At 67.4% G+C, this 10,592-nt stretch carries 13 protein-coding genes and 1 pseudogene; 4 read left to right on the top strand and 10 right to left on the bottom strand.

Going from position 1 to position 10,592, the window contains the following annotated elements; genetic code table 11:
- From ABZD10_RS09635 to ABZD10_RS09620, 4 genes and pseudogenes are all read right to left on the bottom strand, one after another.
- Positions 1 to 599, bottom strand: a pseudogene (locus ABZD10_RS09635) (molybdopterin molybdenumtransferase MoeA); the annotation flags it as partial.
- Positions 596 to 1,087, bottom strand: coding sequence for a molybdopterin-guanine dinucleotide biosynthesis protein B (mobB, locus tag ABZD10_RS09630; protein ID WP_372886117.1), 492 nt, complete (start codon positions 1,085 to 1,087; stop codon positions 596 to 598). The pseudogene ABZD10_RS09635 and the gene mobB, both read right to left, overlap by 4 nt.
- A 3-nt stretch (positions 1,088 to 1,090) precedes the next feature.
- On the bottom strand, positions 1,091 to 1,708 hold the full coding sequence (gene mobA / locus ABZD10_RS09625; RefSeq protein WP_372886115.1) for a molybdenum cofactor guanylyltransferase MobA: 618 nt from the start codon (positions 1,706 to 1,708) through the stop codon (positions 1,091 to 1,093).
- A 48-nt stretch (positions 1,709 to 1,756) separates the two neighbouring features.
- Positions 1,757 to 2,644, bottom strand: coding sequence for a formate dehydrogenase accessory sulfurtransferase FdhD (locus tag ABZD10_RS09620; protein ID WP_372886113.1), 888 nt, complete (start codon positions 2,642 to 2,644; stop codon positions 1,757 to 1,759).
- Between the two features lie 52 nt (positions 2,645 to 2,696).
- Here ABZD10_RS09620 and ABZD10_RS09615 point away from each other — a divergent pair, with 52 nt between their 5' ends.
- Both ABZD10_RS09615 and ABZD10_RS09610 read left to right on the top strand, forming a co-directional pair.
- Positions 2,697 to 3,410: an AzlC family ABC transporter permease gene (locus ABZD10_RS09615; protein WP_372886111.1), complete on the top strand. Its 714-nt coding sequence runs from the start codon at positions 2,697 to 2,699 to the stop codon at positions 3,408 to 3,410.
- Positions 3,407 to 3,733, top strand: coding sequence for an AzlD domain-containing protein (locus ABZD10_RS09610; protein ID WP_372886109.1), 327 nt, complete (start codon positions 3,407 to 3,409; stop codon positions 3,731 to 3,733). The genes ABZD10_RS09615 and ABZD10_RS09610 overlap by 4 nt, the downstream gene beginning before the upstream one ends.
- A gap of 13 nt (positions 3,734 to 3,746) precedes the next feature.
- Here ABZD10_RS09610 and ABZD10_RS09605 read toward each other — a convergent pair whose 3' ends face one another.
- The 5 genes from ABZD10_RS09605 to ABZD10_RS09585 form a co-directional block, all read right to left on the bottom strand.
- Positions 3,747 to 4,415: a hypothetical protein gene (locus ABZD10_RS09605; RefSeq protein WP_372886107.1), complete on the bottom strand. Its 669-nt coding sequence runs from the start codon at positions 4,413 to 4,415 to the stop codon at positions 3,747 to 3,749.
- Between the two features lie 22 nt (positions 4,416 to 4,437).
- The gene (locus tag ABZD10_RS09600; RefSeq protein WP_372886105.1) at positions 4,438 to 4,572 is read right to left on the bottom strand and encodes an aa3-type cytochrome c oxidase subunit IV; all 135 of its coding nucleotides are present in this window, start codon (positions 4,570 to 4,572) and stop codon (positions 4,438 to 4,440) included.
- Positions 4,573 to 4,660: 88 nt separating this feature from the next.
- Positions 4,661 to 5,119 carry a DUF6173 family protein gene (locus ABZD10_RS09595; protein ID WP_372886103.1) on the bottom strand — a complete coding sequence of 153 codons (459 nt, stop codon included), beginning with the start codon at positions 5,117 to 5,119 and terminating at the stop codon, positions 4,661 to 4,663.
- 6 nt (positions 5,120 to 5,125) lie between these two features.
- Positions 5,126 to 6,172: an MBL fold metallo-hydrolase gene (locus ABZD10_RS09590; RefSeq protein WP_372886101.1), complete on the bottom strand. Its 1,047-nt coding sequence runs from the start codon at positions 6,170 to 6,172 to the stop codon at positions 5,126 to 5,128.
- The gene (locus tag ABZD10_RS09585; protein WP_372886099.1) at positions 6,169 to 7,887 is read right to left on the bottom strand and encodes an acyl-CoA dehydrogenase; all 1,719 of its coding nucleotides are present in this window, start codon (positions 7,885 to 7,887) and stop codon (positions 6,169 to 6,171) included. Before ABZD10_RS09585 ends, ABZD10_RS09590 begins: the two co-directional genes overlap by 4 nt.
- 122 nt (positions 7,888 to 8,009) lie before the next feature.
- Here ABZD10_RS09585 and ABZD10_RS09580 point away from each other — a divergent pair, with 122 nt between their 5' ends.
- Positions 8,010 to 8,966 carry an L-threonylcarbamoyladenylate synthase gene (locus ABZD10_RS09580; protein ID WP_372886096.1) on the top strand — a complete coding sequence of 319 codons (957 nt, stop codon included), beginning with the start codon at positions 8,010 to 8,012 and terminating at the stop codon, positions 8,964 to 8,966.
- 80 nt (positions 8,967 to 9,046) lie between these two features.
- Here ABZD10_RS09580 and ABZD10_RS09575 read toward each other — a convergent pair whose 3' ends face one another.
- On the bottom strand, positions 9,047 to 9,625 hold the full coding sequence (locus ABZD10_RS09575) for a YqgE/AlgH family protein (RefSeq protein ID WP_372886094.1): 579 nt from the start codon (positions 9,623 to 9,625) through the stop codon (positions 9,047 to 9,049).
- A gap of 136 nt (positions 9,626 to 9,761) precedes the next feature.
- On the opposite strand from ABZD10_RS09575, the gene ABZD10_RS09570 reads away from it, so the two are divergent.
- Positions 9,762 to 10,586: a protein-disulfide reductase DsbD domain-containing protein gene (locus tag ABZD10_RS09570; RefSeq protein WP_372886092.1), complete on the top strand. Its 825-nt coding sequence runs from the start codon at positions 9,762 to 9,764 to the stop codon at positions 10,584 to 10,586.
- The last annotated feature ends 6 nt before the right edge of the window (positions 10,587 to 10,592 follow it).

Raw genomic sequence — 10,592 nt, 5'->3', positions numbered from 1 at the left:
GAGAGCACCGCGACCCGCAGCCGCTTGCGCACCGGCACCTCGGCGACGCCCGAGGCCGCCAGCAGCGCCAGATCCGCCGGGGTCAGGCGGCGCCCGGCGGGAAGGACCGTTTGACCAATGGCGAAATCCTCGCCCGCGCGGCGGATGTTGGCGCCCAGTTTCAGGGGGCCGCGAAAGCTGATCCGGGCGCCGTCGGTGGTGATGTCCTCTTGCAGGATCACGGTGTCGACCCCCTCGGGGATGGCAGCGCCGGTGAGGATGCGGATCGCCCGGCCTTCGGGCAGCACCCCGGCAAAGGGCTGGCCGGCGGCCGAGCGGCCGGTGACCAGCGGCATCTCCTGCGGGCCCGCGACGATATCGGCATGGCGCATGCCGTAGCCGTCGACCGCCGAATTGGCCAGCGGCGGGTTGCTGCGCCGGGCCGCGACATCCGCGGCCAGCACCCGGTCGAGCGCCTCGAACAGGGGCAGGGTTTCCGGCCCGGTGACCGGATGCAGCCGGGTTTTCAACGAGGCCAGCGCCGCGTCGACCGGTGTCCAATGCGCCCCCGGGGGCAGCGCGAAGCAATCGTCTTTCAGGGGCGGCGGGGTCAGGGTCACGGGGCGGTCTCGCTCAGGATGAAATCGGCAATGGCGGCGGTGTCGTCGAGATCGAACAGCGGCCGGTCGATCGCCAGCGGCGTGTCGGACGCAACGGCGCGGATGGTCGGATCGCCCGGCGCGATCAGCGGCTGATTGGCCGCGGCGCGGTGGGTTTCGATCTTGGCGTGGCGCGCGCGCTTGAACCCCTCGACCAGGATCAGATCGACCGGCGCCATCTGCGCCAGCAGCTGGTCGAGATCGGGTTCGGCCGCGCCGTTGAGTTCGCTCATCAGCGCCCAGCGGTTCTGCGAGGCCAGCAGCACCTGCTGCGCCCCGGCCGCGCGGTGGCGGAAACTGTCGGTGCCGGGCTGGTCGACATCGACGCTGTGATGGGCGTGTTTCAGGGTCGAGACGGTCAGGCCGCGCGCCGTGAACTCGGCCACCAGCCGCGTGGTGAGACCGGTCTTGCCGGTGTTCTTCCAGCCGGTGATACCGAACAGTCGCATCGGCTACCCCCGGGCCAGGGCGCGGGCCTGCGCGAGGTCCTGCGGCGTGTTGACGTTGAAGAAGGGGTCGACCGAGATGACCGGGAATTCCGCGGTTTTGGCCCCGTGTTGATCGGTCCAGAGCACCACCTTGCGCAGCCCCCCCTGCAAGGCCGCGCGCAGGTCGTCGCGCAGGGAGACCGGCCAGAGACCGAAGGTGGGCTGGCGCCACAGCCGGCCGCTTTCAGCGTCGCGGCTGGCCGCCAGGGCCAGCGGATGGGTCATGCCCTCGGCGGCGAGCATCAGCCGCGGCACCAGATCGCAGGGAAAGAAGGGCGTGTCGGCGGCGGCGGTGACGATGCAGTCGGCGCCCTGCTGCGCCGCCCAGTCGAGACCGGCCAGCACCCCGGCGAGGGGGCCGGGATGGTCGCCGAGACTGTCGGCGATCACCGGCAGGCCGGTCTCCGCGAAACGGCCCGCGTCGCCATTGGCATTCAGCGCCAGGGCGGCGGTCTGCGGCCCGAGCCGGTCGATGACATGCGACAGGATGGATTTGCCGCCAATCTGCAACAGGCCCTTGTCGCCGCCGCCCATGCGGGTCGACAGGCCACCGGCCAGAATGACGCCCAGGGGCTGTTTCATGATCTGAGGCCTCCGGCGGGCGTGTTTTCGAAGAGATGAAACATGCGGTCAGCCGGCGCCCTTGCGGCGCTGTTGGCGCGGCTCGTCGGCGATGGCGGCCGGGTCGGCGTCGCGGATCAGCCGGGTTTCGCCGCTGAGGCAGAGGAACCGCTGCCCGCGCAGGCGGCCGATCAGGGTCAGGCCCACCTGTTGCGCGATCTCGACCCCCCAGGCGGTGAAACCCGAGCGCGAGGCCAGCACCGGGATGCCCATCAGCGCCGTCTTGATGACCATTTCCGAGGTCAATCTCCCGGTGGTATAGAGCAGCTTGTCCGCCGCCGGGGTGCCGGTGTCGAACAGCCAGCCGGCGATCTTGTCGACCGCGTTGTGGCGCCCGACGTCCTCCATGTAGACCAGCGGGCGGTCGCCCTGGCAGAGCACGGTGCCATGGATCGCCCCTGCCTCGAGATAGAGCGAGGGCGTGCGGTTGATCTTGTGCGACAGGGCATAGAGCTCGGAGGTGCGGACCGGGGTCCGGGGCAGGGTCAGCCCCTCGAGCCCTTCCATCATGTCGCCGAAGACGGTGCCCACGGCGCAGCCCGAGGTGCGGGTCTTTTTCTTCAGCTTTTCCTCGTGGCTGGTCTCGGTGGCGGTGCGCACCACCACGGTGTCCAGCTCTTCGTCGAAATCCACCCGCGTGACCTCATCCGCGTCGGCCAACATGCCCTGGTTGCGCAAAAAGCCCAGCGCCAGATATTCCGGGTAATCGCCAATGGTCATTGCAGTGACGATCTCGCGGGAATTGAGGAAGATCGTCAGCGGCCGTTCCTCGACCACCGAAGTGCGGACCGGGGCGCCGGTGTGGTCCACCCCGGCGACGGTGCGGGTCAGCCGCGCGGCGCCCGGGTCGGGGGCGATCAGGTAGTCGGAAATATCCGCTGTCGAGGCCAATTGCATCTCCGCAGTCTGGGCGATAGGCAGGTGAACGTGCCCAATCTAGGAGCAAGCGATGGCATCCTCCAGCATCAAATCGGCCTATTGGAAAGGTTTTCGCGACGGCACGCCCTTTGTGCTTGTGATCGTGCCCTTTTCGACCCTGTTCGGGGTGCTGGCCACCGAGTCCGGCCTGTCGGTTCTCGAGGTCCTGACCTTCTCGGTGGGGGTCATTGCCGGCGCCGCCCAGTTCACCGCGTTGCAGCTGATGGACGAGAACGCACCCACCGTCGTGGTGCTGGTCTCGTCGCTGGCGGTCAACCTGCGGATGGCGATGTACTCGGCCTCGCTGACGCCCTATCTGGGCGCCGCGCCGCTGTGGCAGCGGGCGATCCTGGCCTATTTCACGGTCGACCAGACCTATGCGATGAGCATCCTGCAATATGAGACCCGGCCGGCAATGACGGTGCCCGAACGGGTGGCCTATTTCATGGGCTGCGTGACCCCGATCTGCCCCAACTGGTACCTGTTCACGCTGGTCGGGGCGCTGGTCGGGCAGTCGATCCCGGCCGAGCTGGCACTGGATTTCGCGGTGCCGATCACCTTTCTGGCGATGATCGGGCCGATGCTGCGCACCGGGGCCCATGTCGTGGCGGCGCTGGTCGCGGTCTGCCTTGCGCTGGGCTTTGCCTGGGCGCCCTATAACCTGGGGCTGATGATCGCCGGACTCGGCGGCATGATGGCCGGCGCCCGGGTCGAACTGTGGACGGAAAAGAGGGCAGGCCAATGATCGACCGCGTCGAACTCTGGACCGTGATCCTGCTGCTCGGGCTGGGCAGTTTCGGCTTCCGCTTCCTGTTTCTGGGCATCATCGGCGACCGCCCGCTGCCGCCCTGGCTGCTGCGCCATCTGCGCTATACCGCGGTGGCGATCTTGCCGGGCCTTTCGGCGCCGCTGGTGGTCTGGCCCGCCGCCACCGACGGGCAGGCAGATCCGGCGCGGCTGACGGCGGCACTGGTGACTCTGGGCCTGGGGTATTTCACCAAGAACGTCATCCTGGCCATTCTCGGCGGGGCGGTGACGCTGTATGGCGGGCTCTACCTGATGGGGTGAGCCGCCGGGGCGGTCAGTTCTTCGTTGCGACCGTGGTTCCCTCGGCCTTGCGCCGGGCGCGGGTTTCGGCGACCAGCGCGGCGTTGTACTCGGCCAGCACCTTGGACTTGTCGTCGCCGTCATATTCGAAGAGCTTCTGCTCTTCGGGCCCGTAAGCGGCGAACTGCTGGTGCAGCTTGACGGGATAATAGGTCGGCTGGATGGCTTCGAAACCCGGCAGCGACTGCAGGATCCGCGAGGTGCTCTGGGCACAGGTTGCCTTGGGGGCGGCGCCATGGGCCATTGCGGCCTGAAGCGCCTGTTCGGCCACCTCGGCGCTGACCGGCAGCTTCTGGATGATCACGTGATAGGTTTCACGGGCGTGGAACCGGGTGTAGTAATCGACCATCTGCGGTGACATGCCGTAGATCACGTCTTCTTTCGCGACGATCCCCGGCGCCCGGAAACTGCCGGCCGGATCCCATGCCACGATCTGCGAGCCGTTGATCAGCAGCGAGGTATGGGCGCCCTGCCCGGTGCTGTTGCTGACCATCGTGTAGAGGGTGAGCGACGGCGGACCGCCATCGCTGTAGACCGCGGCCCGGATGTCCTCCTGGGTGGCGGTATGAACCTCTTCGACCGCGCAGCCCGCCAGCAGCGCCGACAGGACCAGGGCGGCGCAAAGACGCAACACAGAACCCATGGAGATCACCCGAAGCTTCGGATCAGCTGTTGAAGAGCGCGAGGAAGATCAGGACCCCGATCGACAGCCCGGCCACCCAGGTCGAGGCCTTGATGAATCCGGCAAAGGTCTTTTCCTGCACGTCGGTGTTCATCGTGCCATGTTTGTGTTCAGCCATGTCGCGTGTCCTTTTCATGTTCGTCCCAGCTGATTAGCGGATTCGATGCTGGCTGTCACCCGGTCAATCACATCGCGGCGGGCCGCAATCAGCTTTCCGAATTCGCCAGATCCGCCGCCAGGCGGAAGCCGATCCGTGTCGGCGCGGCCTCTTCGGTCGGTTTGGGCAGGGCCCGCAGCATCACGTTGAGCTGGCTGACATGCTGCACCAGCTGGGTCTTGGCGCCCATCGAATCGGTGCCGTAAAAGGTCACCATGTCTGGGTCGAAAAACCCCATGCCCTCGATCCGCAGCACCCCGGCGTCGCCGCCGGTGAACCCCATGGCGACCTCGTGCTCGTTGTCGAGCTGTTTCTCGAAGTTCTGGATATAGAGGATCAGCCGCTCATAGGCCCATTCTGCCGGGCTTTTCTTGGCCACCGGCTTGCGGGCCACCGATGGCGGGATGTCCTTGCAGGGCTCGACATTGGGGTCGGCATGGACCTCGTGCCGGCGTGGCAGTGCCGCCGCCTCGGCGGCCTCGGCGGAAGTTTCGATCTGATCACCCATGGTCTCTTACCCTTTGCGTTGCCAAAGCCATGCGCCGTCATCGCGCAGGCTGCGTGTCACCTTGCCAACATGATACAGATGATTGAGGTGGGCAATCGCTTCGACCAGAGCCAGCCCATAGGCCGGTCCGCCGATCTGGCGCTTGAAGATCGGCAGGAAACATTCGCCGCCGGTCTTGGGGCTGTCGAGATGGTCCAGCAACCGCTCCAGCGCGCCGTGGTGGTTTTCGGCCAATTGTTTCATCCGCAGCTGCAAACCGGAGAACGGCAGCTTGTGCCCCCCCAGAACCAGGTGGTCTTCGCGGGCGAATTGCGCCAGCCGTTCGCAGGATTCCAGCCAGTCTCCCACCGGGTCGGCATCGGGTTCGGTGGCATAGACGCCGATGTTCGAACTGATCGAGGGCAGGATCTGGTCGCCCGAGATCACGAGATTGTCATCGCGGCTCCAGAAGGTGGCGTGTTCGGGCGCGTGGCCGTTGCCGATCCGCACGTCCCAGTCGCGGCCGCCGATTCGCAGCACGTCGCCTTCCTTGATCCGCTTGAACCCCACCGGCATCGGATCGACGACATCGGAAAAATTGAAGGGGCGTTCGCTGACCCGTTGCTGGAACACCGCGTCATCCATGCCGGCCTGGCGGTAGAAATTCAGCGTCTCCTGGGTCGGCACCGCCTGTTCGTCCAGTTGCAGCATCCGCGCGAACAGCCAGGCAGTGCGGGTGGTCCAGAGTTCGGCGCCGTATTCGCTCTGGAACCAGCCGGCCAACCCCATGTGATCGGGGTGGTGATGGGTGACGATCACCCGTGTCACCGGCTTTCCGGCCAGCGGGCCGCTTTCCATCAGGGCCCGCCAGATCGCCTTGCTGCGCTTCGAGGCAAAGCCGCTGTCGATCACCGTCCAGCCGTCCCCCTCGTCCAGCGCGTAGACGTTGACATGGTCGAGCATCATCGGCAGCGGCAGGCGGATCCACAACACGCCCTCGGCGACCTCGATGGCGGCCCCCTCCTGCGGGGGGGCCTCCCATGGGTAGCGGATGCCAGGCATGACCCCGGTCATGCGCCGAGGTCATCCAGGGTGATGGCATAGAGATCCTCGGCCCCGCGCATGGCATGTGCCAGCAGACCGGCGTGTTCGGGCAGCTGGCGGGTGATGTAGAACCGCGCGAGGCGGGTGCGCGGGCCTTGGGTCTCCTCGGCCATGGCGGCGCACAGGTGGTAATGCGCCCCCAGCACCCGGGCAAAGCCTTTCAGGAACGGCACCGATCCGGCGAAACGGTCGTTGAGGTCGGTCTTGGCGACCAGCCACTCGGTGGTCTCGCGCAGGGTTTCGGTGGCCTCCCAGACCGGCTCGGCCAGTTCGGGCAGCTTGGCGCGGGCGGCCTCGGCATGGGCTTCGATCTCGTCCAGCAGGCGATAGGCGGCCTCGCCACCATCCATCAGCTTGCGCCCGACCAGGTCCATCGACTGGATGCCGTTGGTGCCCTCGTAGATCGAGGTCACCCGCACGTCGCGGCTGTATTGCGCGGCGCCGGTCTCCTCGATGAAGCCCATGCCGCCGTGGACCTGAACCCCCATGTCGGCCACCGCGATGCCGGTGTCGGTGCCAAAGGCCTTGGCGATCGGCGTCAGAAAGGCCGCCCGGGCCTTCCATTCGGCATCGCCTGTGGCGGTGCCCATGTCGATGGCCACGGCGCAGGCCATGGCGATCGAACGGGCGGCAAAGATCTCGGCCTTCATGGTCGCCAGCATGCGGCGCACGTCGGCGTGGTCGACGATGGTGCCGCTGCCATCCCCGACCGGGGTGCGGCCCTGCCGGCGCTCCAGCGCATAGGCCAGCGCATGCTGATAGGCCGCCTCGGCCACGCCCACCCCCTGGCAGCCGACCCCGAGGCGGGCATTGTTCATCATCGTGAACATGGCGCGCATCCCGTCGTGGGGCGCCCCCACCAGCCAGCCCTTGGCGCCGTCGAACTGCATCACCGCCGTCGGCGATCCATGCAGGCCCAGCTTGTGCTCGAGGCTGACCACCTTGAGGCTGTTGGCCACGCCCGGCTCGCCGTTTTCGTCGGGAATGTTGCGCGGCACGATGAACAGGCTGATGCCCTTGGTCCCCGGCACCCCATCGGGCAGACGCGCCAGCACCAGGTGGCAGACGTTGCCGGTGAAATCATTGTCACCCCAGGTGATGAAGATCTTCTGCCCGGTCACCGCATAGGAGCCGTCGCCGTTGGGCTCGGCCCGCGAGCGCAGCGCCCCGACATCCGATCCGGCCTGAGGCTCGGTCAGGTTCATGGTCCCGGCCCATTCGCCGGTGATCAGCTTGGGCAGGTAGAGCGCCTTGATCTCGTCGCTGGCGTGATGCTCGAGCGCCTCGATCTGCCCCTGGGTCATCAAGGGGTTCAGTTGCAGCGCCAGGCAGGCGCCGCTCATCATTTCGTTGACCGCCGTGGTGATCGTGTGCGGCAGCCCCATGCCGCCAAACTCGGGATCGGCGCTGGTCGAAATCCAGCCGCCCTCGGCAATCTGCCCATAGGCTTCGGCAAAACCCTCCGAGGAACGCACCCGCCCGTTTTCCAGCACCGCGCCGCCGAGATCGCCCTTGCGCTGCAGCGGGTACATCACCTCTTCACACATGCGCCCGGCCTCGGTCAGGATGGCATCGGTCATGTCCTTGTCGGCCTCGGCGAAACGCTCGGTCGCGGTCACCGCGCTCAGGCTCACCACATGGTCGAAAAGAAACTGGTAGTCGGATACGGGGGCGCGATAGGGCATGGCATTCTCTTTCGGTTACGGCTTGGCTTTGATCGCCGGCGCTTGTATGCAGCTTTGCGCCCCAAGGTAAGGGGCGGGCCGATACTGTCATAGAAGAACGCAACGTCACAGGAGAATGCGACGTGCAGACACATATTCTCTCGCCGGACCGGACGGGCCTCGCGCGCGCCGCGGCCTTCCTGGCCGAGGGACAGCTGGTCGCCTTCCCGACCGAAACGGTCTACGGCCTGGGCGGCGATGCCCGCAACGATCTTGCCGTGGCACGCATCTTCGAGGCCAAGGGCCGGCCGCGTTTCAACCCGCTGATCGTCCATGTCGCCTCGGTCGAGATTGCCAAGACCTATGTCGAGTGGAGTGACGAGGCCGACCGCCTGGCCAGCGCCTTCTGGCCGGGGCCGCTGACCCTGGTCCTGCCGCTGAAACCCGGCACCGGCCTTTCGCCACTGGTCACCGCCGATCTGCCGACGCTGGCGATCCGGGTGCCCGAACACCCCGTGGCCCGCGCCCTTCTCGAAGGTTTCGGCGGTCCGGTCGCCGCCCCCTCGGCCAACCCCTCGGGCCGGATCAGCCCGACCCGCGCCGCCCATGTCGCCACCGGGCTTTCCGGGCGCATCGCCGGCATCGTCGATGGCGGTGAGTGCGACGTCGGCCTGGAATCGACCATTCTCGGCCTGTCGGGTTCCGGACAGTCGGGGCCGGCGACGCTCCTGCGCCCCGGCGGCCTGCCGAGCGAGGCGATCGAAGCCGCCCTCGGCCGCGAACTGACGATCCACAAGGGCGGCGATCCGCTGACCGCGCCGGGGCAGATGAGCTCGCATTACGCGCCCGGCGCCGCGATGCGACTCGGGGCAACGGAATTGCGCGAGGGTGAGCTGCTGCTCGGCTTCGGCCCGGTCGATGCGGCGATGAACCTTTCCCCGGCCGGCGATTTGACCGAGGCGGCGGCCAATCTCTTCGGCCATCTGCACGCGCTCGACGCCATGGCCCCCGCCGTCATCGCGGTGTCGCCGATCCCCGATCACGGCCTCGGGCGCGCCATCAACGACCGGCTGCGCCGCGCCGCCGCGCCGCGCCCCTAGGCTTCATCTCTTCGCCCAATACTCCGGGAGTGAAGGGGCCGCAGGCCCAGAGGGGGCTGGCCCCCGAAGGTCACCTGCGCTCAGGCATGGCCGGCCGTGGACGACAGGCTGAGCGGGTCGATCCCCAGAGAGTGCATGGCGTCGGGCCAGATATTGGCCGCCTCTTCCTGGAACACCAGCGCCTGGCTGGCATCGGCGATCAGCCAGCCGTTCTCGGCGATTTCATGCTCGAGCTGGCCCGGCCCCCAGCCGCTGTAGCCCAGCGCCACCAACGACGATGAGGGACCGTTGCCGACCGCGATATCCTCGAGAATGTCCTGCGTCGCGGTCATCGAGAACCTGCCGTCGATCCGCAGCGTCGACAGGTCCGACCGGTAGTCCGGCGTGTGCAGCACGAAACCGCGCCCGGTCTCGACCGGCCCGCCGAAATACAGGCTGGCCCCCTGATTGTCGCGTGTCGCCGCAATCGAGAGCTGCTCGAACAGCGCCCCCAGCTGCATCTGCTCGATCGCCTTGTTGACGATCAGCCCCATCGCGCCATCCGGAGAATGGGCACAGATCAGCACCACCGAATGGGCGAACCTCGGATCGCCCATCCCGGGCATCGCGATCAGGATCTTTCCGGTCAGCTGCAACTCGTCTTTGGCGTCTTGGGTCACTCCGAAACTCCTTGTTCTTGTTCCAAAATGATCCCGCACCGGCCCTAGTGCAAGACCCATGTCGCGCAATGATGCCGGCGGCGTTACGGATCGCACGGGTTTTCTCGCCTGAAAGTGAATTGGCTTCGCTGCGGGCATGCGTCACAACTACCCCATGTGGAAAACCCTGTGCATCACCCTCGCGGCCTTCGGTCTTTTCTCGGCGCCCCTTGCGGCACAATCCATCGGTGACGTGGTTCGCGCCGATATCCTGCCCGGCTGGCAGGAAGCCGACGGCAGCCGGATCGCCGCGATCCGCCTGCGGCTGGACCCCGGCTGGAAGACCTATTGGCGCGCCCCCGGCGACGCCGGTATCCCGCCGCGTTTCGACTGGGGCGGATCGGGCAACCTGTCGGATATTTCCGTGCTCTGGCCGACACCCGAGGTGCTGTCGCAGAACGGCATGCAGTCGATCGGCTACCGCGAAGAGGTGGTGCTGCCGCTGCGCATCACGCCGCGCCGCTCCGGCAAGCAGGTTCACTTGAGGGCGGCGCTGGAAATCGGCGTCTGCCGCGACATCTGCGTGCCCCGGCGCATCAGGGTCTCGGCCAGGCTGCCGGCCGCGCAGCAGCCGCGCGATCCGCGCATCGCCTCGGCCATCGCCTCGCGGCCGCTGACCGAAGACGAAGCCGGGCTCAAACGGGCCGACTGCCGCATCGCCGCCACCGGCGAGGGGCTCAGCGTCACCGCCCGCCTGCATCTGCCCGACGCCGGCGCCCCCGAGGTGGTGGTGATCGAACCCGGCAATCCGCTGCTCTGGGTCAGCGAAGCGGCAACCCGCCGCGAAGGCGGCACGCTGGTGGCGACGAGCCGGGTGGTTCACGCCGAGGGCGCCAGTTTCATGGTCGACCGGTCGGCCCTGCGGATCACCGTTCTGGGCCGCGACCACGCGGTCGACATCCGCGGCTGCGCGGCGGGCTGATCAGCG

The sequence above is a fragment of the Shimia sp. genome, assembly GCF_041624275.1.
In the GTDB taxonomy this organism is placed as follows: domain Bacteria; phylum Pseudomonadota; class Alphaproteobacteria; order Rhodobacterales; family Rhodobacteraceae; genus Shimia.
This window is presented reverse-complemented; position numbering and strand designations above follow the sequence as displayed.

Bases quoted from the DNA above. Each gene is read 5' to 3' on its own strand.
- ABZD10_RS09610 (WP_372886109.1), top strand. From the start codon at position 3,407: ATGATCGACCGCGTCGAACTCTGGACCGTGATCCTGCTGCTCGGGCTG.
- ABZD10_RS09595 (WP_372886103.1), bottom strand. From the start codon at position 5,119: ATGGGTGATCAGATCGAAACTTCCGCCGAGGCCGCCGAGGCGGCGGCA.
- mobA (WP_372886115.1), bottom strand. From the start codon at position 1,708: ATGAAACAGCCCCTGGGCGTCATTCTGGCCGGTGGCCTGTCGACCCGC.
- mobB (WP_372886117.1), bottom strand. From the start codon at position 1,087: ATGCGACTGTTCGGTATCACCGGCTGGAAGAACACCGGCAAGACCGGT.
- ABZD10_RS09570 (WP_372886092.1), top strand. From the start codon at position 9,762: ATGCGTCACAACTACCCCATGTGGAAAACCCTGTGCATCACCCTCGCG.
- ABZD10_RS09620 (WP_372886113.1), bottom strand. From the start codon at position 2,644: ATGCAATTGGCCTCGACAGCGGATATTTCCGACTACCTGATCGCCCCC.
- ABZD10_RS09615 (WP_372886111.1), top strand. From the start codon at position 2,697: ATGGCATCCTCCAGCATCAAATCGGCCTATTGGAAAGGTTTTCGCGAC.
- ABZD10_RS09585 (WP_372886099.1), bottom strand. From the start codon at position 7,887: ATGCCCTATCGCGCCCCCGTATCCGACTACCAGTTTCTTTTCGACCAT.
- ABZD10_RS09590 (WP_372886101.1), bottom strand. From the start codon at position 6,172: ATGACCGGGGTCATGCCTGGCATCCGCTACCCATGGGAGGCCCCCCCG.
- ABZD10_RS09600 (WP_372886105.1), bottom strand. From the start codon at position 4,572: ATGGCTGAACACAAACATGGCACGATGAACACCGACGTGCAGGAAAAG.
- ABZD10_RS09605 (WP_372886107.1), bottom strand. From the start codon at position 4,415: ATGGGTTCTGTGTTGCGTCTTTGCGCCGCCCTGGTCCTGTCGGCGCTG.